The 22,177-nt window shown below is 63.5% G+C and carries 17 protein-coding genes, 1 tRNA gene, 1 rRNA gene and 1 riboswitch (1 of these 20 cut by a window edge); of the genes, 7 read left to right on the top strand and 12 right to left on the bottom strand.

Going from position 1 to position 22,177, the window contains the following annotated elements; all coding sequences use genetic code 11:
- Together UB31_RS14095 and UB31_RS14090 are read right to left on the bottom strand one after the other, a co-directional pair.
- Positions 1 to 67 (bottom strand) — tRNA-Ile (locus UB31_RS14095) (it extends 10 nt beyond the left edge of the window).
- A 187-nt stretch (positions 68 to 254) separates the two neighbouring features.
- Positions 255 to 1,743, bottom strand: a 16S ribosomal RNA gene (locus UB31_RS14090).
- A gap of 979 nt (positions 1,744 to 2,722) precedes the next feature.
- On the opposite strand from UB31_RS14090, the gene UB31_RS14085 reads away from it, so the two are divergent.
- Positions 2,723 to 4,786, top strand: coding sequence for a M23 family metallopeptidase (locus UB31_RS14085; RefSeq protein WP_045005338.1), 2,064 nt, complete (start codon positions 2,723 to 2,725; stop codon positions 4,784 to 4,786).
- 87 nt (positions 4,787 to 4,873) lie between these two features.
- Here UB31_RS14085 and clpB read toward each other — a convergent pair whose 3' ends face one another.
- Positions 4,874 to 7,513 (bottom strand): ATP-dependent chaperone ClpB, encoded by a 2,640-nt coding sequence (gene clpB, locus UB31_RS14080; protein WP_045005339.1) that lies wholly within the window; start codon positions 7,511 to 7,513, stop codon positions 4,874 to 4,876.
- A 242-nt stretch (positions 7,514 to 7,755) separates the two neighbouring features.
- On the opposite strand from clpB, the gene UB31_RS14075 reads away from it, so the two are divergent.
- A complete protein-coding gene (locus UB31_RS14075) occupies positions 7,756 to 8,544 on the top strand; it encodes an MOSC domain-containing protein (RefSeq protein ID WP_045005341.1) in 789 nt (262 codons plus the stop codon).
- A gap of 117 nt (positions 8,545 to 8,661) precedes the next feature.
- Here UB31_RS14075 and UB31_RS14070 read toward each other — a convergent pair whose 3' ends face one another.
- Positions 8,662 to 9,459 (bottom strand): TIGR02594 family protein, encoded by a 798-nt coding sequence (locus UB31_RS14070; RefSeq protein ID WP_045011240.1) that lies wholly within the window; start codon positions 9,457 to 9,459, stop codon positions 8,662 to 8,664.
- A 235-nt stretch (positions 9,460 to 9,694) separates the two neighbouring features.
- Between UB31_RS14070 and UB31_RS14065 the strand changes: the two genes are divergently transcribed.
- Complete coding sequence (locus UB31_RS14065; protein WP_045005346.1) at positions 9,695 to 10,558, top strand: alpha/beta fold hydrolase; 864 nt, start codon at positions 9,695 to 9,697, stop codon at positions 10,556 to 10,558.
- 144 nt (positions 10,559 to 10,702) lie between these two features.
- On the opposite strand, the gene metW is transcribed toward UB31_RS14065, so the two are convergent.
- Together metW and metX are read right to left on the bottom strand one after the other, a co-directional pair.
- Positions 10,703 to 11,365 (bottom strand): methionine biosynthesis protein MetW, encoded by a 663-nt coding sequence (gene metW / locus UB31_RS14060; RefSeq protein WP_045005347.1) that lies wholly within the window; start codon positions 11,363 to 11,365, stop codon positions 10,703 to 10,705.
- A gap of 15 nt (positions 11,366 to 11,380) precedes the next feature.
- Positions 11,381 to 12,583: a homoserine O-acetyltransferase MetX gene (gene metX, locus UB31_RS14055; protein WP_045005348.1), complete on the bottom strand. Its 1,203-nt coding sequence runs from the start codon at positions 12,581 to 12,583 to the stop codon at positions 11,381 to 11,383.
- A gap of 93 nt (positions 12,584 to 12,676) precedes the next feature.
- A riboswitch (SAM riboswitch) is annotated at positions 12,677 to 12,756 on the bottom strand.
- A 193-nt stretch (positions 12,757 to 12,949) separates the two neighbouring features.
- Between metX and UB31_RS14050 the strand changes: the two genes are divergently transcribed.
- Genes UB31_RS14050 through UB31_RS14040 form a run of 3 tightly spaced genes read left to right on the top strand, consistent with a single transcriptional unit; the run spans position 12,950 to position 15,868 of the window.
- Complete coding sequence (locus tag UB31_RS14050; RefSeq protein ID WP_045005349.1) at positions 12,950 to 13,798, top strand: chorismate mutase; 849 nt, start codon at positions 12,950 to 12,952, stop codon at positions 13,796 to 13,798.
- Positions 13,799 to 13,832: 34 nt separating this feature from the next.
- Positions 13,833 to 14,930 carry a histidinol-phosphate transaminase gene (gene hisC / locus UB31_RS14045; protein WP_045005762.1) on the top strand — a complete coding sequence of 366 codons (1,098 nt, stop codon included), beginning with the start codon at positions 13,833 to 13,835 and terminating at the stop codon, positions 14,928 to 14,930.
- Entirely contained in the window at positions 14,927 to 15,868 is a 942-nt protein-coding gene (locus tag UB31_RS14040; protein WP_045005351.1) for a prephenate/arogenate dehydrogenase family protein, read from the top strand. Before hisC ends, UB31_RS14040 begins: the two co-directional genes overlap by 4 nt.
- Here UB31_RS14040 and UB31_RS14035 read toward each other — a convergent pair.
- The 4 genes from UB31_RS14035 to UB31_RS14020 all read right to left on the bottom strand — a co-directional run bounded on the left by UB31_RS14035 (position 15,865) and on the right by UB31_RS14020 (position 19,751).
- Positions 15,865 to 16,308 carry a hypothetical protein gene (locus UB31_RS14035; RefSeq protein WP_045005353.1) on the bottom strand — a complete coding sequence of 148 codons (444 nt, stop codon included), beginning with the start codon at positions 16,306 to 16,308 and terminating at the stop codon, positions 15,865 to 15,867. The genes UB31_RS14040 and UB31_RS14035 overlap by 4 nt on opposite strands.
- Positions 16,309 to 16,325: 17 nt before the next feature.
- Complete coding sequence (locus UB31_RS14030) at positions 16,326 to 17,897, bottom strand: hypothetical protein (protein WP_197087335.1); 1,572 nt, start codon at positions 17,895 to 17,897, stop codon at positions 16,326 to 16,328.
- A 280-nt stretch (positions 17,898 to 18,177) separates the two neighbouring features.
- The gene (locus tag UB31_RS14025; RefSeq protein WP_045005355.1) at positions 18,178 to 18,399 is read right to left on the bottom strand and encodes a hypothetical protein; all 222 of its coding nucleotides are present in this window, start codon (positions 18,397 to 18,399) and stop codon (positions 18,178 to 18,180) included.
- 167 nt (positions 18,400 to 18,566) lie between these two features.
- Positions 18,567 to 19,751, bottom strand: a complete 1,185-nt coding sequence (locus tag UB31_RS14020) for a DUF2125 domain-containing protein (RefSeq protein ID WP_045011239.1) — start codon at positions 19,749 to 19,751, stop codon at positions 18,567 to 18,569.
- Positions 19,752 to 19,861: 110 nt separating this feature from the next.
- Between UB31_RS14020 and UB31_RS14015 the strand changes: the two genes are divergently transcribed.
- Positions 19,862 to 20,467 (top strand): gamma-glutamylcyclotransferase, encoded by a 606-nt coding sequence (locus UB31_RS14015; protein ID WP_045005766.1) that lies wholly within the window; start codon positions 19,862 to 19,864, stop codon positions 20,465 to 20,467.
- Here the strand turns inward: UB31_RS14015 and UB31_RS14010 are convergent.
- Positions 20,464 to 21,237, bottom strand: coding sequence for a lysophospholipid acyltransferase family protein (locus tag UB31_RS14010; protein WP_045005767.1), 774 nt, complete (start codon positions 21,235 to 21,237; stop codon positions 20,464 to 20,466). The genes UB31_RS14015 and UB31_RS14010 overlap by 4 nt on opposite strands.
- A 23-nt stretch (positions 21,238 to 21,260) precedes the next feature.
- Positions 21,261 to 21,965, bottom strand: coding sequence for a YdcF family protein (locus UB31_RS14005; RefSeq protein ID WP_045005359.1), 705 nt, complete (start codon positions 21,963 to 21,965; stop codon positions 21,261 to 21,263).
- Positions 21,966 to 22,177 lie beyond the last annotated feature (212 nt).

Raw genomic sequence — 22,177 nt, 5'->3', positions numbered from 1 at the left:
GGGAAGACTTGAACTTCCGACCTCACGCTTATCAAGCGCGCGCTCTAACCAACTGAGCTACAAGCCCCTAACGCATATCCCGTCAAGGACTAGGGATCCTGCGATACGCAGGCCCAGCGCGTGTTCGTCCGCGAAGAAAGAGAAACGTAGACGGCGAAATCCCGCCAATGCAGCTCAACGATCCTGACGACCGTTGGCCACTGATGTTTCTAAAACGGTTCGATAGAAGCAAGCTTCTGAAGAACCATCCTTAGAAAGGAGGTGATCCAGCCGCAGGTTCCCCTACGGCTACCTTGTTACGACTTCACCCCAGTCGCTGACCCTACCGTGGTTAGCTGCCTCCCTTGCGGGTTAGCGCACTACCTTCAGGTAAAACCAACTCCCATGGTGTGACGGGCGGTGTGTACAAGGCCCGGGAACGTATTCACCGTGGCGTGCTGATCCACGATTACTAGCGATTCCAACTTCATGGGCTCGAGTTGCAGAGCCCAATCCGAACTGAGACGGCTTTTTGAGATTTGCGAAGGGTTGCCCCTTAGCGTCCCATTGTCACCGCCATTGTAGCACGTGTGTAGCCCAGCCCGTAAGGGCCATGAGGACTTGACGTCATCCCCACCTTCCTCGCGGCTTATCACCGGCAGTCTCCTTAGAGTGCTCAACTAAATGGTAGCAACTAAGGACGGGGGTTGCGCTCGTTGCGGGACTTAACCCAACATCTCACGACACGAGCTGACGACAGCCATGCAGCACCTGTGCTCCAGGCTCCGAAGAGAAGGTCACATCTCTGCGACCGGTCCTGGACATGTCAAGGGCTGGTAAGGTTCTGCGCGTTGCGTCGAATTAAACCACATGCTCCACCGCTTGTGCGGGCCCCCGTCAATTCCTTTGAGTTTTAATCTTGCGACCGTACTCCCCAGGCGGAATGCTTAAAGCGTTAGCTGCGCCACTAGTGAGTAAACCCACTAACGGCTGGCATTCATCGTTTACGGCGTGGACTACCAGGGTATCTAATCCTGTTTGCTCCCCACGCTTTCGTGCCTCAGCGTCAGTACCGGGCCAGTGAGCCGCCTTCGCCACTGGTGTTCTTGCGAATATCTACGAATTTCACCTCTACACTCGCAGTTCCACTCACCTCTCCCGGACTCAAGATCTTCAGTATCAAAGGCAGTTCTGGAGTTGAGCTCCAGGATTTCACCCCTGACTTAAAAACCCGCCTACGCACCCTTTACGCCCAGTGATTCCGAGCAACGCTAGCCCCCTTCGTATTACCGCGGCTGCTGGCACGAAGTTAGCCGGGGCTTATTCTTGCGGTACCGTCATTATCTTCCCGCACAAAAGAGCTTTACAACCCTAGGGCCTTCATCACTCACGCGGCATGGCTGGATCAGGGTTGCCCCCATTGTCCAATATTCCCCACTGCTGCCTCCCGTAGGAGTTTGGGCCGTGTCTCAGTCCCAATGTGGCTGATCATCCTCTCAGACCAGCTACTGATCGTCGCCTTGGTAGGCCGTTACCCTACCAACTAGCTAATCAGACGCGGGCCAATCTTTCGGCGATAAATCTTTCCCCGTAAGGGCTTATCCGGTATTAGCACAAGTTTCCCTGTGTTGTTCCGAACCAAAAGGTATGTTCCCACGCGTTACTCACCCGTCTGCCGCTGACGCATTGCTGCGCCCGCTCGACTTGCATGTGTTAAGCCTGCCGCCAGCGTTCGCTCTGAGCCAGGATCAAACTCTCAAGTTGGACTTGAACTTTGAACCGGCTGATCACAACGTTTTGACGAGGTCCCACCATTTTCCGCCGACCGAAGTCGACGAGCTGCCCGCGATTCACATCGCTGGCAACGATGGTGTAACCTTAAAACGTGTACCGCCGAAGTCTTTCGTCCGGCCCCGATCCGAAAAGCCGAAGCTCTTCAAATGCGAGACCCGCAAGGACTCCGCCGTCCACGTTTCTCTTTCTTCATCTTCACTTGTCAAACAGCCCGGGACCAGATGGTCCCAACCTTCCTCAGAGGAAGGGTTCCGACACCCTTACCGGCGATGAATGGACCCCAATCGACTTACGTCGACTGTTGTGTCACTCAACAAGGTGAGGAGCATCAGTGGCGCGTTCGCTCGCCTTGGTCAGTGACCCGGCGGCGCCGCGCTCAGTGGTCGGGTTATAGGCCCCCCCGCTCGGGATTGTCAACGGCCATTGTCAACAAATCGTCGCACGGTGGATTGTTCGAAAAAATAACGCGTTTACAGACGGTTAGAGAGGTCGTGAGCGCGCGGACCGAACGCGACCGATGAAAAAATCCAAAAAAGTTTGGGTCCCTGGGGGCTCCGGAAGCGGCTTCTGGCGCCCCCCTCCGGGGAAGCCCCAGGCGCCAGCCCGTTCAGGAAACTTTTTCCATATGAGGCGCCGTACTAGAGCCACAATCCCGCGGCGTTCTGATAAGAGACAAGCTTGAATCGCGGGATGCCAGTGGGGGCTGCCTGCGATTTTTACGGGGTCAGAGGAAGGCGATCTTACGATGACGCGGCCTTCCTTGGACATTCGAGAGACATCGAGAGACCTTTACCCGCTTAGCTGTTCGTAATTTCGGCCGGGCCCTCAATCAGGGCCTTCTGAGCGCGAACGCCTATGCGGCACGGCTTTTCCCGCGATCCCCCTTGAAGAGGGCGACCAGGGAGGAGCGCGAGACGAGGCATTTCGGGTCGTTATTGGGGGACTTGGGTTGAACCACAGGACGTCACGCGGCGCTTACGGGCGTGAGACCGGGATCATCGATCTCGGCCACGAGCCGCCGCTGTCCGTCGATGGTTCGGAAGCCGCCGTCATCGATCGCCGTCGCGTTTCGGTACAATGGTTCAGCGGGACAATTTTGACCGGACTCTGCGGCGCAGCCCTGATCGGCGGCGCCGTTTTCGCATCGCTCGATGGTGAGATGACCTTCGCCAAGGTGCCGGAGCGGGTCGAGGGCGCGCTGCGCGGTGCGTTTGGTGCGGCTGATCGCGCCGCCACGCTGCACAAGAGCGACCGCCTGCCGCCGCCGAATGAATCCACGGCCTCGCGCAACATCGTGCGCGTCTCCACCGTCGCCCGCGTCGGCAACCGCGATGTGATGCGCGTGCGGCCCTTCGTCCGGATCGCCGGCAATCTGTCGATGACGACGAGCGACCTGTCGGCGAAGATTCCGCCGTTCAACGCCCAGCGTCTGCTCACCGATGTCGGCTCCGACCCGAAGGCCGCCGCTGACGATCCGAACAATCCCGAGGCTGTCGAGCCCGACGCAGAAGTCTCCTTCGTCACCAAGGACCTGTCGCCGGTGCTGCCGAAGGCCAAGATTTCCGCGGTGGTGGCGCTCGACGACATCCTGATGCGGGTGCGCGACGCCGCCAATTGGCGCGGCAATGGCGGGGTGCGCTACGCCTCGCTCGCGAACGCCGCAGCCGACGTCTCCGGCGCGACCGGCTCGTCCGACATGAAGATGGCCTACGCCACCGAAGTGTCGCCGTCCGATCCCTATGCCGGCTTCGAGACGCGCGTGGTGCCGGAAAACGTCACGCTGCTGCCGAAGACCAAGGAACAGATCACCGGCGGCAATCCCAACGGCGAGCGCGTTCATGTCGTCAAGAAGGGCGACTCGGTCTCCTCCGTGCTGCGCGATCTCGGCGCCACGCCGGACGAAATCAAATCGATTTCAGCGACGCTCGGGCCCCGCGGTCGCGACGGCGGCCTGAAGGAAGGCGAAAAACTCCGCATCCTGATGGCGCCCTCAAGCCCCGGCGCCCGGCTCCAGCCCTATCGCGTCGTCGTCGCCAACGACACCATGGTCGAGGCGATCGCTGCGCTGTCCGACCTCGGCAAATACGTCGCGGTCGACGTTTCCAGCATGAACACCGTCGCCGACGCTGCGACCAACGCCAACAGCGACGATGATGAGGATGACGACGGCACCGGCGTGCGGCTCTACCAGAGCATTTACGAGACCGCGATGCGCAACAAGGTGCCGATGCCGGTCATCGACGACATGATCAAAATCTACTCTTACGACGTCGATTTCCAGCGCAAGGTGGCGCCCGGCGACTCGTTCGACGTCTTCTACGCCGGCGAAGACGAGGGCGTGACGGCGACCGACAAGAGCGAGGTGCTGTTCGCTTCGCTCACGGTCGGCGGCGAGACCAAGAAATACTACCGTTTCCAGAGCCCCGATGACGGCGTCGTCGACTACTATGACGAGACCGGCAAGAGCGCGAAGAAGTTCCTGGTCAGGAAGCCCGTCAACAGCGCCATCATGCGCTCCGGCTTCGGCGGCCGCCGCCATCCGATCCTCGGCTATGTGAAGATGCACACCGGCGTCGACTGGGCCACCGCCTACGGCACGCCGATCTTCGCCGCCGGCAACGGCGTGATCGAGAAGGCCCAGCTCGAAGGCGGCTACGGCAAGTATGTCCGCATCAAGCACAACAACGGCTACGAGACTGCCTACGGCCATATGTCGGCCTTCGCCAAGGGCATGGAGCCAGGCAAGAAGGTGCGCCAGGGCCAGGTGATCGGCTTCGTCGGCTCGACCGGCCAGTCGACCGGCCCGCACGTCCACTACGAAATCCTGGTCAACGGCCGCTTCGTCGACCCGATGCGCGTGAAACTGCCGCGCGGCCGCTCGCTGGAAGGCCCGATGCTCACCGGTTTCGAGAAAGAGCGTGACCGGCTCGACGGCATGATGAGCGGCCGGGGCGGCGCGATCGCCCGCATGTCGGACGCCACCGGCGGGCCGCTCCAAGTGACTAATCGGTAATTTTTTTCAGATCATACGACGTCGAAAAACGCCCCGGAGAGGCATGGCCTTCCGGGGCGTTTCTCGTTTTGCGGTGTGTGCCTACGCTCAGTTCAACTTCCGCTTCGACACCGGTGCGTCGAACTGGGTGATCTCCGCGGTCTGCGGCGCCTTGCCGTTGAAGGTCAGCACGTTGCCTTCGGACGAGATCGCAACGCTGTCACCGTCCCTGACATCGCCGGCCAGGATCATCTCGGCGAGCGGATCCTGGACGTAACGCTGGATCACCCGCTTCAGCGGCCTTGCGCCGTAGGCGGGATCCCAGCCCTTTTCCGCGAGCCAGTCGCGCGCCTTGCCATCCAGCGTCAGCACGATCTTGCGATCGGTCAGGAGCCTTTCGAGGCGGCCGAACTGAATCTGAACGATCCGGCCCATCTCGCTCTTCTGGAGACGATGGAACAGGATGATCTCGTCGACACGGTTCAAAAACTCCGGCCTGAAATGTCCGCGCACCGTTGCCATCACGTGCTCGCGCACGACTGACGTGTCTTCGCCTTCCGGTTGATTCACCAAATACTCCGAACCGAGGTTCGAGGTCATGATGATCAGCGTGTTGCGGAAATCGACGGTACGTCCCTGGCCATCGGTCAGGCGGCCATCGTCGAGCACCTGCAACAGGACGTTGAACACGTCCGGATGCGCCTTCTCGATCTCGTCGAACAGCACCACCTGGTAAGGCCGACGCCGCACCGCCTCGGTGAGCGCACCACCCTCATCATAACCGACATAGCCCGGAGGCGCGCCGATCAGCCGCGAGACCGAGTGCTTCTCCATGTATTCGGACATGTCGAGGCGAACCATCGCGGTCTCGTCGTTGAAGAGATACTCCGCGAGCGCCTTGGTCAGCTCGGTCTTGCCGACGCCGGTGGGGCCCAAGAACATGAACGAGCCCATCGGCCGGTTGGGGTCCTGGAGGCCCGCGCGCGAACGGCGCACCGCGGTCGCAACCGCATGTACGGCCTCGCTCTGGCCGACGACGCGCTGTCCGAGCTGCTCCTCCATCCTGAGGAGCTTCTCTTTCTCGCCTTCCAGCATCTTGTCGACGGGCACGCCGGTCCAGCGCGAGACCACCTGCGCGATGTGATTGGCGGTGACCGCCTCCTCCATCATCTCGCCGGAGTTCTCTTTGGCCTCGATATCGGCAAGCTGCTTCTCGAGCTCGGGGATCCGGCCATAGGCCAGCTCGCCGGCCTTCTGGAATTCGCCGCGCCGCTGGGCATTCGCAAGATCGACGCGCAAACCATCAAGCTCCGCCTTCAGCTTCTGGGCGTCAGAGAGCTTGTTCTTCTCCGCGCTCCAGCGCGACGTCAGCGCCGCCGACTTCTCCTCGAGCTCGGCAAGCTCCTTCTCCAGCGTCTGGAGACGGGACTTGGAGCCGGCATCGCTTTCCTTCTTCAGCGCTTCCTGTTCGATCTTCAGCCGGATGATTTCCCGATCCATCGAATCGAGTTCCTCCGGCTTGGAATCGACCTGCATTTTCAGCCGCGCGGCGGCCTCATCCATGAGGTCGATCGCCTTGTCCGGCAGGAAGCGATCGGTGATGTAGCGGTTGGACAGCGTGGTGGCGGCCACGAGCGCGGAATCAGTGATCCGCACGCCGTGGTGCTGTTCGTACTTGTCCTTCAGCCCGCGCAGAATGGAGATCGTGTCCTCGACCGTGGGCTCACTGACGAAGATCGGCTGGAAGCGCCGCGCCAGCGCCGCGTCCTTCTCGACATGCTTCCGGTACTCGTCGAGCGTGGTCGCGCCGATGCAATGCAGCTCGCCGCGCGCAAGCGCCGGCTTGAGCAGGTTGGACGCGTCCATCGCGCCGTCGCCCTTGCCGGCGCCGATCAGCGTGTGCATTTCGTCGATGAACAGGATGATACCGCCTTCAGCAGAAGTTACCTCCTGCAATACGGCCTTCAGCCGCTCCTCGAATTCGCCGCGGTACTTCGCGCCGGCAATCAGCGCCCCGAGATCGAGCGAGAGCAGCTTCTTGTCCTTGAGGCTTTCCGGCACGTCGCCATTGACGATGCGCAGCGCCAGGCCCTCGGCGATGGCGGTCTTGCCGACGCCGGGCTCGCCGATCAGGACGGGATTGTTCTTGGTCCGGCGCGACAGCACCTGGATGGTGCGGCGGATCTCCTCGTCGCGACCGATGACCGGATCGAGCTTGCCGTCGCGCGCCGCCTGGGTCAGGTCGCGAGCGTATTTCTTCAGCGCGTCATAGGCGTTCTCGGCGGTCGCCGAGTCAGCCGTGCGGCCCTTGCGCAGCGCCTCGATTGCCGCATTGAGGTTTTGCGGGGTCACCCCGCCCTTGCTGAGGATCGCGCCGGCCTCGCTGTTCTTTTCCAGTGCGAGCCCGAGCAGCAGCCGCTCGACGGTGACAAAGCTGTCGCCAGCCTTCTCGCCGGCCTTTTCAGCGGCATCGAAGGTGCGGGCGAGTTCCGGCGCCAGATAGATCTGCCCGGCGCCACCGCCAGAGACCTTCGGCACCTTGCTCAGGGCGTCCTCGGTCGTTTTCAGAATTGCGCGCGAATTACCTCCGGCGCGGTCGATCAGACCGCCGGCCAGCCCCTCGCTGTCGTCCAGCAGGACTTTCAGGAGGTGCAGGGTCGAAAACTGCTGGTGCCCCTCGCGCACTGCAAGCGACTGCGCGGACTGGATGAAGCCCCTGGAGCGTTCGGTATACTTCTCGATGTTCATATGTCTTTTCTTTCCCTCGGCCTGCCCCTGGAGCCCCTAAGGCACTCCAAACGGCATCTTCATTGGGTTTCCGTTTGCCGCGTTGACATTCCTCAACCGGCAGCGGTCGTTATCAGTCGGCGCTGGCGCCGGCCTGACCCAGATGTGGGAAGCGTGCCTTCGGACTGGAAGAGGCGAGTTCACAATTTCGTGCGCGGGTTAGCCTGCTTGGCGCGGACCGGTCGAATCCCTTAATTTGCGCTATGACATCCAGCCATACCGCCGAGATTACCGGCCTCTACCGCTACCCGATCAAGGGCCTGACGCCGGAACCCCTGCCCCGTGTTCCCTTGAGGCGAGGGGAGACCCTGCCCGCCGATCGCCGCTACGCCATCGAGAACGGCCCAAGCGGGTTCGACCCGGAGGCGCCGGCATGGAAGCCGAAAATCCAGTTTCTGATGCTGGCGCGCAATGAGCGGCTGGCTTCGCTCGATAGCCGGTTCGAGGAGGCGACCAACCGCCTGACCATTCGCAAGGACGGCCAAATCGTCGCCAGCGGCGATCTCGAGACCGTCGCCGGCCGCTCGGCCATCGAGAACTATTTCACGGAGAATTTTCAGCCGGAGCTGAAGGGTCCACCCAAGGTCCTGTCCGGCCGCGACCACAGCTTTTCCGACGTCGCCCGCAAGGTCGTGTCGATCATCAATCTCGCCAGCGTCCGCGCCATCGAGACCATGCTTGGCGGGGCCGCCGTGCATCCCCTGCGCTTCCGCGCCAACCTTTACGTCAAGGGCTGGCCGGCCTGGTCCGAGCTCGACCTGGTCGGAGAGACGCTCGCGATCGGGCAGGCCCGGCTGAAGGTGGTCAAGCGCATCGTCCGCTGCCCGGCCGTCAACGTCGACCCAGAGACCGCCAAGCGCGATCTCGAAATCCCGCCCACGCTGTCGCGCAACCTCGGCCATATGGATTGCGGCATCTATGCCGAGGTGATCGCTGATGGTGAGATTGGTGTGGGGGATGCGATTGCGGTGGAAGAGCCGACGCTGGTGTGAGCTTCGTAGGGTGGGCAAAGCGAAGCGTGCCCACCATTCTGGTCCTCGGACGTTGATAGGCCGTTGGTGGGCACGGCGCTTGCGCGCCTTTGCCCACCCTACGGCAGCGTCACTCCGTCAATTCGGCATCACATACGCATAGATCCGGCCGCGCGAGATCGGCGCTTCGCGGACGCGATTGCCGTTGTTGCCGGAGATCATGATCGGATTGCCCTGCGCATCGACGCCGGTGATGATGCCGACATGGCCGCCCCGGCCGCCCCGCGACATGACCGCGATGGCTCCGACCTGCGGACCCGAGACACGCGTGCCGTAATGCGCAAACGAATTCGCCATGTCCGATCCGGTGCCATGGTGGCCGGTCTTCTCAAGCACCATGTTCATGAAGCGTGCGCACCACAGGCTGCCGCGCCCGGTCGGATTGCCGCCGACATAGCGGCGCGCCTCGGACACGAGGCCCGATCCACCGCCGAAGCCGCTGCTCATGGCCATGTTGCCCGCGCTCCCAACGTCGCCAGCGCTGCTCTTGTTAACAGCGTAGCTCATGTTACGAGCGCGGCTCATATTGCCAGCGCGACTGGTGTTTCCGCCGATGACCATGTCACCACCGCCCGCGTAGTGCATGCTACCCATGCTGCCGCTATTGGCATTCGGATCGTAGCTGGCCTGCGTATTCATGAACCCGCTCGCCTGCAATTGCGCGGCGCTGCGCTCGAAGCGCGAGCCGCGCGCATGGTGCCGGTAGTGATGATATCGCTGGGCTGAGTACGCGGCGTGATGCACGTAGGCGTGCCGCTGAGCGCTATGACGATGAGATCGTGCTGACGCTGGAGAGGTGACCACGGCCACCGCCGCAAAGAAGAGCGCCAGCGCGATAACACAACGCGACAGGCGAGACGCAAACAACTCGAACATTCTTCATCCTTCGTTGACACCCCCAGTTCCCGTCGGCCCGTGCGGTGACCGACATCCGTGAGGCCGTAAAGCGTCCGGATGTGGCGAGAACAAGACGCCGCGCGGCGGCGCTAATTAACGCTTCGGGGAATTGTTGCGATGATTTTGTGTCGATGCTGGTCTGACGCTGCCGCATTGCGGACAACAGCATTAACTGCGATCCTCTATGTACGGCTTCAAGAGAGGGAAACAGTTAATGCCCCACGCCACGACCAGGGACGATGTCCGCATCTATTTCGAAGAGGCGGGTCAGGGAACGCCGATAATTTTTCTGCACGAATTCGCGGCCGACTACACCAATTGGGAGCCGCAGATGCGTTATTTTTCCCGCGGCCACCGCTGCATCACCTATTCGGCGCGCGGCTACACGCCGTCAGATGTGCCTGATGGCGAGGTCTACAGCTACACGCATTTCTACACCGATGCGCTTGCCGTGCTCGATCATCTCAAGATCGATCGCGCGCATCTCGTCGGTCTCTCAATGGGCGCCTATTCATCGCTTCAGATCGGATTGAACGCGCCGCAGCGCGCGCTGTCGATGACGCTCGCTGGTGTCGGCTCCGGCTCGGAGCTCGAAACTCTCGACGCCTGGCGCAAGCAGTGCCGCGCCAATGCCGAACAGTTCGAGACGCTCGGCTCCGCTGAAGTGGCAAAAGTCACGCGCGAGGCGCCGAGCCGGATTCCCTTCCTGGTGAAAGACCCGCGCGGCCACGCCGATTTCTACGCCGCGCTGGCGCGGCACGATGCCAAGGGATCGGCCAACACGATGTGCGGCTTCCAGGGCGGCCGCCCCTCGATCTACAATTTGACCGATGCGATCAGACGCGCCTCCACGCCCGCGCTGATCATCTGCGGCGACGAAGATGATCCGTGTGTCGGGGCGAGCCTGTTCCTGAAGAAGCATCTGCCGGCGGCGGGGCTCGCGATGTTCCCGAAGTCGGGCCATGTGCTCAATCTGGAAGAGCCCGCGCTGTTCAACGAGACGGTGGCGCGGTTCGTCACGCTGGTGGAAGCTGGGCGATGGCCAGTGCGCGATCCGAGGTCGCTGGCGGCGCATTAGCGCGACGGCGTTGCCTCACACTCCATCGCGTAGCCCGGATGGAGCGAAAGCGTAATCTGGGTTTCTTGAACGCGGCCTGACCTGCCCCGGATTGCGCTGCGCTCCATCCGGGCTACGGCCGCTTACACTCGCAATAACGAGAAGCTACTTTCCCTGCCCGCGTGTGAGCAAAAACACGCCCTGCTCGCCGAACAGATTCCACACCCACCACGGCATCCGCAGCCGCAGCGGGCGGCCGTAGAGGTCGAGCGCTTCGGCGCGCTCCATCTTGACGCCGATGGCGTCGCAGAGCTCGACGAAATCCTTGATGGTGCAGAAGTGGATGTTGGCGGTGTCGTACCAGCTGGCCGGCAGATTCTCCGTGCGCGGCATGTGACCGCCGATCAGGAGTTGAAGGCGCATCTTCCAGAAACCGAAATTCGGGAACGACACGATGGCGCGGCGGCCGATGCGCAGCAGATTCTCCAGCACGACCTTGGGCTGGCGCGTCGCCTGAAGCGTCTGCGACAGGATTACATAGTCGAAGGCATCGTCGGGATAGTTGATCAGGTCGGTGTCGGCATCGCCCTGCACCACCGCAAGGCCCTTGGCGACGCAGCGGTTGACGCCCTCGCGCGACAGCTCGATGCCGCGCCCGTCGATGCCGCGGGTCTCCAGGATCTGAAGCAGATCGCCGTCGCCGCAGCCGACGTCGAGCACTTTCGAGCCGGCCTTGACCATCCCGGCGACCAGCAAATGGTCGGCGCGAAACTGCCCCGACTGTTCAGTCGAGAGGCCGCCCAGCGGCAGCACTTCCTGTACAGACATCGCTAGCCGTCCTTGTTAGCCATTCTTGCCAGTGAGCCCGCGCGCCTTGCCTGCCGATTGCAGGAAGGCGCGGGAGATATCGAGGAATTCGGGCACGTCGAGCAGGAAGGCATCGTGGCCGCGATCGGTCTCGATCTCGGCAAACGACACCCGCGCGCTCGACGCATTCAGCGCATGCACCAGCGCGCGCGATTCCGAGGTCGGGAACAGCCAGTCGCTGGTGAAGGAGACCACGCAGAAGCGGGTCTGGATGCCCGCGAACGCCTTTGCCAGCACGCCGCCATGATCGCCGGCGATGTCAAAATAATCCATCGCGCGGGTCAGATAGAGATAGGAATTGGCATCGAAGCGCTCGACGAAAGACGAGCCCTGGTAGCGCAGATAGCTCTCGACCTGGAAGTCGGCGTCGAACGAGAAGGTCGGCAGCTCGCGATCCTGCATGCGCCGTCCGAACTTGCGATGCAGCGCCGCGTCCGAAAGATAGGTGATGTGCGCGGCCATGCGCGCCACGGCGAGGCCGCGATGCGGATGGAGGCCATGGTCGGCGTAACCGCCATTGTGCCAGTCGGGATCGGCCATCACGGCCTGGCGACCCAACTCGTGGAATGCGATGTTCTGCGCCGAGTGCCGCGTCGAGCAGGCAATCGCGAGCGCGGAGAACACGCGCTGCGGATAGGCCGCGGTCCATTGCAGCACCTGCATGCCGCCCATCGAGCCGCCGACGACTGCAAACAGCGTGTCGATGCCGAGCCGGTCGATCAGCATCGCCTGCGCGCGGACCATGTCGGGGATGGTGATGACTGGGAAATCGAGGCCCCACACCTTGCCGGTCGCCGGATTGATCGAGGCAGGTCCGGTCGAGCCCATGCAGCCGCCAATGACGTTGGCGCAGATCACGAAGTACTGGCTCGGATCGAGCGGTCGGCCCGCGCCGACCAAAGTTTCCCACCAGCCGGGCTTGCCGGTGACGGGGTGCACATTGGCGACGTGCTGGTCGCCGGTCAGCGCATGACAGATCAGGATCGCGTTCGAGCGATCGGCATTGAGTTCGCCGTAGGTCTGGTAGGCGATCTGGAACGGCGAGAGATCGATGCCGCAATCGAGCCGCAGCGGCTGATCGGCGCCGAAATGCGCGACGAGCGAGCTCGGATGATCTACCTCATGCGACCGTTCATCGGCACTGATCGCGGGACTGGGAATCGACTTGACGCCAACCATCTCTGACCATCGTCCTCGTTTGCGATCGGACTTCAGATCGCCACTGACATCAGGCCATAAAAAACCCGGCCTGAACGATAGGTTCGGCCGGGATCGAAAGCGTCCCCGGCCTGTTTAGCGATTTTTTTAACGTGGCTGCAAGCCGGCCGGCTCAAATGACCACGGAACGGGCAAAATCTACTGGCTCGGACGGTTTTCGTCAAGTCACGGTCCGGATGAGCCAAATTCACCCCTCCGCCGTCGGCGAAAAAGGCCCTCATTTCTCTTTGCTTTCGCGGCCCATCCTGCCTAATCAGAGCCTCAACCGCAGCGGATCCGGCGCTTGCTGATCCGCATTGGACCACCTCTCAACAGCGCCTCACAGATATGTCCCAACGTCCGCCCGCGCCACCATCGTTGCAGGAACTGCGCAAGGAGATCGACGCGATCGACGAGGGCATGCATCGCCTGCTGATGCAACGCGGCGACATCATCGACCGCCTGATCCAGGTGAAGCAGACCCAGGAGATCGGCTCCGCGTTCCGTCCGGCGCGCGAGGCCGACATGATGCGCCATATCGTCCAGCGCCATCGCGGCATCCTGCCGCTCGACACGGTCGAGAGCATCTGGCGCGTCATCATCGCGACCTTCACCTACGTCCAGGCGCCATTCTCGGTGCATGCCGACATCGCGGTGAGCGAGCCTGCAATGCGCGATTCCGTCCGCTTCCATTTCGGCTTCACCGTGCCCTACGTCGCGCATTTCAGCGCGCAGGCCGCGGTCGAGGCGGTGGCGAAATCCAAGGGCGATCTGGCGCTGGTCTCGGCGACCTCCAGCCACACGCCGTGGTGGCTGGAGCTGGAGGAGGAAGGCGCGCCAAAAATCATCGCGCGGCTGCCTTTCGTCGAGCGCGCCGACCATCCGGCCGCACTGCCTGTGTTCGCGATCTCGCGCGTCGCCGACAGCGCCCTGGTGACGGAGGTCGAGACCTTCAGCGTGCGCGTCTCGGGGTGGAACGCCGAGGTCGCGCGGGCGCTGTCGCCGCTCGCCGAGATCGTGGCGGTGCCCGATACCGCCTTCGATGGCGCGGCGCTGCTGGTCTCGGTCACAGCCGCGAGCAGCATCGACAAGATCAAGGCTGCCCTGATCGAAGCGGGGGCCTCGGTGCGCTCCACGGCCCTCGTCGGCAGCCACGCAACGCGCTATACGGTGCCCCCGACCGGGTCGAAATCGTAAATCGCGAACCGCTTAAGCCCATCCGGAGTTGAAGATGTCCCGCCCCGTGCCGAATCCCGGCATTCTCGATATTGCGCCCTACACGCCCGGCAAGAGCCCGGTCGCTGAGCCGGGCCGCAAGGTGTTCAAGCTCTCGGCCAACGAGACCCCGTTCGGCCCCTCGCCGAAGGCGATCGAGGCGTTCAAGAACGTGGCGACGCATCTGGAAGACTATCCGGAAGGCACCTCGCGCGTGCTGCGCGAAGCGATCGGCCGCAGCTTCGGGCTCGATCCCAACCGCATCATCTGCGGCGCCGGCTCGGACGAGATCCTCAATCTGCTCGCCCACACCTATCTCAGCTACGGCGACGAGGCGATCTCCACCACCCACGGCTTCCTGGTCTATCCGATCGCAACCATGGCGGTCGGTGCCAAGAACGTGGTCGCGCAGGAGACGAACCTCACCTGCGACGTCGACGCCATCCTGAAAGCGGTGACGCCGAAGACAAAACTGGTCTGGCTCGCCAACCCCAACAATCCGACCGGCACCTATATCCCGTTCGACGAGGTCAAGCGCCTGCGCGCCGGCCTGCCGTCGCACGTGCTGCTGGTGCTCGATGCCGCCTATTGCGACTACGTTTCTCGCAACGACTATGAGATGGGGATCGAGCTGGTCGCCACCACCGAGAACACGGTGGTGACGCACACCTTCTCCAAGATCCACGGCCTCGCGGCACTGCGCATCGGCTGGATGTTCGGTCCCGAACACGTCATCGACGCGGTCAACCGCATCCGTGGCCCCTTCAACGTGTCGACGCCGGCGATGTATGCCGCGGTTGCCGCGATCGAGGACACCGCGCACCAGGCGATGTCGAAGCAGTTCACCGAGACCTGGCGCAATTGGCTCTCCGAGGAAATCACCAAGCTCGGGCTCAAGGTGACGCCGGGCGTCGCCAATTTTGTCCTGATCCACTTCCCGACCGACAAGGGCAAGACCTCGGATGACGCCGACGCTTACCTCACCAAGCGCGGCCTGGTGCTGCGCGGGCTGAAGAATTACGGCCTGCATCATGCGCTGCGCATGACCATCGGCACCGAGGAGGCCAACCGCCTCGTGGTCGAGGCCTTGCGTGACTTCGTGGCCGGCAAATGAGCGTCACACCGCATTTCCAGCGCGTCGCGTTGATCGGCTTCGGCCTGATCGGCGGCTCGATTGCGCGCGCAGCGAAGCTCCAGGGCCTGGCCGGCGAGATCGTCACCACCGCGCGTTCGGAAAAGACGCGTGCGCGGGTGCTCGAGCTCGGCATCGTCGACCATGTCGTCGCGACCAACGCGGAAGCGGTGAAGGATGCCGATCTCGTCATCCTCTGCATTCCCGTCGGCGCCTGCGGGCCGGTGGCGCAGGAGATTGCGGCACATCTCAAGCCCGGCGCGATCATCTCCGACGTCGGCTCGGTCAAGGGCGCTGTTGTCAGGGACATGGCGCCGCATCTGCCGCAGGGCATTCATTTTGTTCCCGCACACCCCGTTGCGGGCACCGAGCATTCGGGCCCGGATTCCGGTTTCGCTGAGCTCTTCATCAACCGCTGGTGCATCCTCACCCCGCCCGAAGGCGTTGAGGCGGCTGCCACCGATCGCCTGCGCGCGTTCTGGGCCGCGATGGGCGCCAAGGTCGAGGTGATGACGCCGGATCATCATGATCTCGTGCTCGCGATCACCAGCCATTTGCCGCATCTGATCGCCTACACCATCGTCGGCACCGCCGACGAGTTGCAGCAGGTGACGGAGTCCGAAGTCATCAAGTTCTCCGCCGGCGGCTTCCGCGACTTCACCCGCATCGCAGCCTCCGATCCGACGATGTGGCGCGACGTCTTCCTCGCCAACAAGGAGGCCGTGCTGGAGATGCTCGGCACCTTCACTGAGGATCTCGCAAAACTCACCCGCGCCATCCGCCGCGGCGACGGCGAGGCGCTGTTCGACCATTTCACCCGCACCCGCGCGATCCGTCGCGGCATCGTCGAGATCGGCCAGGATTCGGCTGCGCCCGATTTCGGCCGGCCGCATGCGCAGCTCGGCAAGAAGCCGGACTAGCGGCGATCTTCCATCTTGGCGATGCGGAGGCGGCCAACGAGGCCGGCGCCGATCTGTAGGCACACGCCGAGTGCCCAGGTGATGCCGAACAAGAGATTTCCGCTGGGATCAGAGGTTTCGTCGAACACGAACGCATAGAGTGCGAGCAGGCCGGCTCCGGCCGCGAGGAACGTGCCGGTCGCGCTGGCAAGACCGATCGCGGCGGATTGGTGCGCGGGCTTCGCCCGAAGCTGGGGCCAACGCGGGATATCGATCCCGAGATAGGCGCCGGTCATTCCGAGCACGATCAGCAGGGCGGTGAATTCGACCGTGTCGAACCAGGGGAGTTCGACCCGCATCAACAATGCGGCGACGAAGGTGGCGCCGACCGCGCCCGTCATCGCCAGGCCAAGCCGGGCGACGACGTGCGCGAGCCGAAGGATCAGAAGGCCGTCAGACAACTGTCCCTCTCGGAAGACTAGAACGGGTAGTAGCGGATCTGCGTCATGACGATGTTGTCGTCGGTCCTGGGCGCGCCGCCGACACCGTCGAAGGCGATACGCTGCGTGTAGGAGTACTGCACGCCGGCTTTGAGCGTGCCGTAATTGCCCTGGTAGATGGTGTCGTAGACGCCGGCGGTGATCTGCCGGACTTCTTTCGTGTTGCCGTTGCAGCTCGCGGCCGGCGTGTTCTCGGTGAAGCAGCCGGTGTTGTTGTAGAGCGGGTTGCCGTAGCCGAACGGAACGGTCCCGGCATTGGCGAAGTTGGCTTTGGCTTTTTCCAGCCCCGCATAGCTGTAAACATCGAGGCTCGGCGTGGCGTGCCAGATCAGGCCGACCGCGGCCGCCGTGATGGTCAGCGGAAGCATCGTGCCGTCCTGCGCCACCGCCGCATCGGGGAACGGCGTCGCCGTGAAGCGTCCGAGCACACCGTGCGCGCCGTAGAGCTGAAGATCGAGCGTCTTCGGGATCAGCTCGGCAAAGACGTGGCCGCCGAAACTGCCGGTGTCGTAGCTGTGGTTGGCGCCGTTGAAGCGATCGAACAGCTGGCGATAGAGCGCCCAGGCTTCGACATGCAGCTTGTAGGGTCCGAGCCGCGGATCCCATGCCGCCTTGACGGTGACGTCAGGCACCTGGTTCAAGCTGACATTGTTGAGGTTGTTGAAGAAGCTGCCGCCCGGCCCGGTCAGATTGACCTGAAGGTTCGGGTTGAGCACGCCCTGCGGACCCACCGCAGGCGTGCCGACCGTCGGCACGTTGCCGCCGAAGAAGGCGGTCTGCGGATTTTCGACCGACGCGGCCAGCTTGAACTCGGGTCCGATGTCCTGCCAGACGCGAATGCCGGGTTGCCGTGCTGCGAGGAATCCCGGAACGGATTCGAAGTCGATCACGCCGGGCGCATCGACGCCGCGGGGATCGATGCCCGATTTGGTCGGCGCGTTCAGCGACCAGGATTGTCCGGCGAGAAAGTGCAGACCAAGATCGGTGCGGTCGAGCTCGAGACTGAGCTGCCGCATCCGCGGGTTGAAGGAGTTGGTCGCAACCGAGCTCGCCGTCTGCGCCGCGCCTTCGAAGTCGATTTCGCCGTAGCCGGCCAGATGCGTATCAGGATCGACATTGCCTTCGGCAAGCACCGAGAACCTGCTCTGGCGCGCGGAGAAGCGCGTCTCCGGGACATAGAAATTGTGGGCCTGCTGATAGGGGATGGCATTGAACACCGAGCCGGTGTCGGAGGCGATGTTGCGCGAACGGTAGATGCCAGTGAGATCGACCCAGCCGCCGAATGTCAGCGTGATACCCTTGTAGCAGACCTTGCCGCCCGCACATGCCTCGACGGGCAGCGCCTTGTAGGTCCCCGGCATCGGCATGACTTTGGCCTGCACCGCTTCGACCTGGCGCGTCTTACGCGCCTCCGAATCCACCTTTTGCTGAAGCTCCTTCAGCTTGGCCTTCAGCGCCTGGATTTCGGTTGAGACATTGTCGTCGGCACGCGCCTGTCCCGAACAGGCAGCGAGTAGTCCCAGCATCAGTCCGTAATTGATGATCCGCACGTAAGCCTCCCTCCACTGGGAAAGCAGGTGCTGATAGTTGCGCCCCCGGCGCGTGCACGCTTCCCTGGTGTGGAATGACTTGAATGAGGCTGCTGTTATTCTCGGCCGCGCGCATCTTCTGCATCACGTTTTCCTGACGATCCTGTTCGGAATATTTTCGCTGGCTGGCCGATCCGCACGCGCGCGATTGTCCCGCATGCCTTCGGCAGCGCGCATTGGGCCCGGCCGGGACATGACCGGGCCCAACTCCGCGATGCGCAACGTCTCAAGGGGGCGGCTTCTATTTGCCCTTGGTCGTGCGGATCACCGTGGGACGCGGTGATTTCGCGGAGGGCACGAACGCCATCGTATCGCGCGTTGCGGGGCTCGCGAGGTTGCGGTCGCCGTTCGGATACTGGGCTTCGAACGCAGCCGGCTCCTGCGACTGCCACTGCGCGAGCGCGGGGGTCGCGAGTGCGGTCGAGATGGCGATGGCGGCAACGAACAGCTTGGACTTCGTCATGGGGCTCTCTCCTGCCTGGGCGGGCCGCCTCATCGTGCGGCCGTACATGGAGAGAGAGCGGACTTTGCGGCTCCGCATTCCCGATGCGCAATCACGATCCGGCGAAGAGTCCGCGAGTCAGCTCGTAGCCCGGATGGAGCGCAGCGCAATCCGGGCTACGGGAGCTGCTAATACAGCGGCGGAATCTGACCGACATTGACGGGGCCGAGCATCACGGCGCCGTCGACGAACTTGAGCGGAAAGCTGCGCGCCTTCTTGCCCTCGAGCGTGCTCTCGGTGCCGATCGAATTGATGCCGGCGGCGACGCCGGCATTGGCGTTCTGCTTGATCACCTTGCCGAGACCGGGAACGGCGCGGTCGAGCGCGCCGAAGAGATTGTTGAGGTCCTCTGACTTCACGCCCGGCGCGACTCGATCGAGCGTTGCCTGCGGCACGCCTTCTTCCAGCATCTTCTCGATGCCGAGCGCCGGGATCACGCGCTCGAGGCCGGTCACCGTCATCTGCAATTCGCCATCGAGTCGGCCATTGGCCGAAAGGCCGAGCGTGCCGGCCGCGACCGCGATCATCTCGCCCTGCTGGATCCGCGACTGCACGATCTCGATATGGCCACCGGCCGCCTGGATCTCGCGGAAGCGCTGCGGCCACGGCTTCGGCGTGAGATCGGAGAGCCCGGTGATCTTGGCGCGCGTGTCGGCCTCGAACGGCTCGGCGAGCAGCGGATGCACGCCCTGGATACTGCCCTGCGCGATCTGGAGCACGGTCTCGATGATGGGATGATCGGACGGCGATCCATCCGCGAGGCGCCCATGCAGCTCGACCTGTTTTGCGCGCGCGAGCGGCACCTGCACGCCACCATCGAGTCGGTTGATGGTGGGATCTTCGAACACGATGGAGGCGCGGTCCGGGATCGCCGGCAGGCCGACCACACTGCTGCGGCCCTTGCTCCAGTTCACCACGAAGGTGTTTTGCGTGACACCGTCGGTGAGCGTTGCCGGTGCCGAGAATTCGGCGATGACATGCTTGGGATCATAGACCTGGGCGACGACCAGGATGTTGTCGAGCTTGGCCGTGAACGGCGTCTTGCTCGCATTCTGCGAGACCAGGGCGACGCTGGCGCCGGAACACTGGACCTCGAAGCGGAACGGGAAGCCCGCGATCGAGCGCTTGGCGCAGTCATAGATGCGACCGGATTTGGCCTCCTGCGCGCGCCAGGCGTCAGCCGCCACTTCGGCCTGCGAGGCGGCATAGAACCAGAAGCCGCTCCAGGCGACGGCGAGGATCAGGAGGAGGACGGGAGCGATGAACAGCCCCCAACGGGAGCGCCGGCCTGCGGCAACGGTCATATCGGACATGCGGCGACCCTTTGACCCCAGATGATGGCAAATGTAAGCGAGGCTGGCCTCGGACGATAGGCGGAGAATTCGCTTCGCTTGGGGGCGCTGTTCTGGTAGCCGTGCCCGAAATGTCGGAAATCACCCTCCCCTCCGTCACGTCAGCCAAGGGCGACCTCTGGGTGTTCGGCTACGGCTCGCTTATCTGGCGGCCGGGCTTCGCATTCGAGGAACGCGTGCAGGCGCGGCTGGTCGGCGAGCACCGCGCGCTCTGCGTCTATTCCTTCGTGCACCGCGGCACACCGGAGCAGCCGGGCCTGGTGCTCGGGCTCGACCGCGGCGGCGCCTGCCGCGGCATTGCCTTCCGCGTCGCCGAGAAGAACCGCGCCGACGTCGTCGCCTATTTGCGGGCGCGCGAGCAGGTCACCTCGGTCTATCGCGAGGTGATGCGCTCGGTGTGGCTGGAGAACGATGCGCGTGAGCGCGTCTCCGCGCTCGCCTATGTCGTCGACCGCGGCCATGTGCAATATGCCGGGCGGCTGTCGCTCACCGAGCAGCACCGCCACGTGCTCCAGGGCCACGGCCAATCCGGTGCCAACCGCGACTATGTGACGGCGACCGTGAAGGCGATCGAGGCCGAAGGTTTTCGCGACGCGCAATTGCATCAGCTCGCGACGATGCTGCATGGCGATGCGCATTCCCTGCGCGCGCCGGCGCCGACTGACGAGAATCGCTAGCCGCCAGAGCGTGCGTAGCTCGGCGCGGAGCCGATCAAACGCTCCTGCTCCTTCCGCCCTGCTTCGACGATGCGGCCGGTCGCGCCCTCGATCTCAGCGCGCACGCGCGTGATGTAGGCGTCCTTCGGAAGGCCCGGCGGCAGCGGATCGAGGAATTCCACCACCAGCGTTCCCGGATAGCGCATGAAGGTGCGGCGCGGCCAGAACAGACCGGAGTTGAGCGCGACCGGCAGGCATTGTACGCCGCAAGCCGAATAGATCTGGGCAAAGCCTGTCTTGTAGTCCGGCGCCGCACCGGCCGGGCGGCGCGTGCCTTCCGGGAAGATCACGAGCTGGCGGCCGCTGCGCACTGCCGCGCGCGCCCGCCGTGTCATGTCCAGCAACGCCTTCACGCCGGCGCCGCGGTCGATCGAGATCATGCCGATCTTGACCAGGAACTGGCCGAAGACGGGAATGTGCATGAGCTGGCGCTTGAGGATGAAGATCGGGTGATCGAAAAACGGCATCAGCGCGAAGGTTTCCCAGAACGACTGGTGCTTCGCGACCACCACCAGAGGACCCGACGGAATCTTCTCGACGCCGCGGAATTCCACCTTGATGTTGCAGATCACGCGCATCAGGAACACGCTGGCCTTCGCCCACCATCCCGCGACCGCCAGCAAGGCGCGCGGCGGCATGGCGAAAGTCGGCAGCGCCACGATCGCGAGGCACACCAGCACGGCGTAGAACAGCACGTTGAAGACCAGCGAGCGCAGGAAAATCAGAAACATCGACGATCCGATCAATTTGCCGATCAATTGGCCTGTGCGGTGGTGGGCCGCTTCGATTGCAGGCCCGCAGGCTGCTCCGATACTTCGGGCGAAAGGTCAATCCCGAAATCCTCCAGCCGCACCCTGAGCTCGGCGGCGATGTACTTGACATATTCCGACAGCAACAGCCGCAGCGTGGAGGCCGAGGTCCACCACGGCTCATCGCGCCATTTGTCGCCGACCACCGCGAACGGGACCAGCACCGTCTCCGGCATCGCGTGCGAGAACTCCACCAGCGCGCGCGGCATGTGATAGTTCGAGGTCACCACGATCAGCGATTTGAAGCCGCGCCCCTCGGCCCAGCGCCGCGCCTCAGCCGCGTTGCCGCGGGTCGAGAGCGCGGTGCGGTCGAGATCGACGCAGCAGGTCATGAAGGACTGGTTCTCCGGCAAGGTCCGGGAGATGTCGCTTGCCGTCGAGGTCGGATGCACGCCCGAGATCAGCAGCCGCTTGCCGTAGCCGGCCGCCAACAGCTCCATCGCGTCCGACACCCGCGAGGAGCCGCCGGTCAGGACCACGATGCCGTCCGCCTTGCGCTCCGGCGCGATCTCGGCGCCGCGCAATTGCGCCAGGAACGCGACGAAGCCCGCCGCCGCGCCGACGAAAACGAACGCGACCGTCGACACGACAGTCGCGCGCAGCCAGCCGCGCGGCAGGTTCGGCGATTGATCGTCGGTCGGCGAGGTCATGCGATGTCGGTGATCCCTTCCCCGGGTGATTTTAAGACGTTTTGAGGCGAAGTGGAGTCCGGTTTATCGGGCTTCTTCCCCTCTCCCCTTGTGGGAGAGGGTGGCTCGCTGCGACAGCAGCGAGACGGGCGAGGGGTATGTCTCCGCGAATTCGCCTCGACGTTCGTATGCGCGGAGAAAACCCCTCATCCGGCGCTTCGCGCCACCTTCTC

The sequence above is a fragment of the Bradyrhizobium sp. LTSP849 genome, assembly GCF_000938255.1.
Lineage (GTDB): Bacteria > Pseudomonadota > Alphaproteobacteria > Rhizobiales > Xanthobacteraceae > Bradyrhizobium.
This window is presented reverse-complemented; position numbering and strand designations above follow the sequence as displayed.

What these genes read in the sequence shown, in the direction of transcription:
- clpB (WP_045005339.1), bottom strand. Translation starts at nt 7,513, where the DNA reads ATGAACATCGAGAAGTATACCGAACGCTCCAGGGGCTTCATCCAGTCC.
- UB31_RS14075 (WP_045005341.1), top strand. Translation starts at nt 7,756, where the DNA reads ATGACATCCAGCCATACCGCCGAGATTACCGGCCTCTACCGCTACCCG.
- UB31_RS14070 (WP_045011240.1), bottom strand. Translation starts at nt 9,459, where the DNA reads ATGTTCGAGTTGTTTGCGTCTCGCCTGTCGCGTTGTGTTATCGCGCTG.
- UB31_RS14065 (WP_045005346.1), top strand. Translation starts at nt 9,695, where the DNA reads ATGCCCCACGCCACGACCAGGGACGATGTCCGCATCTATTTCGAAGAG.
- metW (WP_045005347.1), bottom strand. Translation starts at nt 11,365, where the DNA reads ATGTCTGTACAGGAAGTGCTGCCGCTGGGCGGCCTCTCGACTGAACAG.
- metX (WP_045005348.1), bottom strand. Translation starts at nt 12,583, where the DNA reads ATGGTTGGCGTCAAGTCGATTCCCAGTCCCGCGATCAGTGCCGATGAA.
- UB31_RS14050 (WP_045005349.1), top strand. Translation starts at nt 12,950, where the DNA reads ATGTCCCAACGTCCGCCCGCGCCACCATCGTTGCAGGAACTGCGCAAG.
- hisC (WP_045005762.1), top strand. Translation starts at nt 13,833, where the DNA reads ATGTCCCGCCCCGTGCCGAATCCCGGCATTCTCGATATTGCGCCCTAC.
- UB31_RS14040 (WP_045005351.1), top strand. Translation starts at nt 14,927, where the DNA reads ATGAGCGTCACACCGCATTTCCAGCGCGTCGCGTTGATCGGCTTCGGC.
- UB31_RS14025 (WP_045005355.1), bottom strand. Translation starts at nt 18,399, where the DNA reads ATGACGAAGTCCAAGCTGTTCGTTGCCGCCATCGCCATCTCGACCGCA.
- UB31_RS14020 (WP_045011239.1), bottom strand. Translation starts at nt 19,751, where the DNA reads ATGTCCGATATGACCGTTGCCGCAGGCCGGCGCTCCCGTTGGGGGCTG.
- UB31_RS14015 (WP_045005766.1), top strand. Translation starts at nt 19,862, where the DNA reads ATGTCGGAAATCACCCTCCCCTCCGTCACGTCAGCCAAGGGCGACCTC.
- UB31_RS14010 (WP_045005767.1), bottom strand. Translation starts at nt 21,237, where the DNA reads ATGTTTCTGATTTTCCTGCGCTCGCTGGTCTTCAACGTGCTGTTCTAC.
- UB31_RS14005 (WP_045005359.1), bottom strand. Translation starts at nt 21,965, where the DNA reads ATGACCTCGCCGACCGACGATCAATCGCCGAACCTGCCGCGCGGCTGG.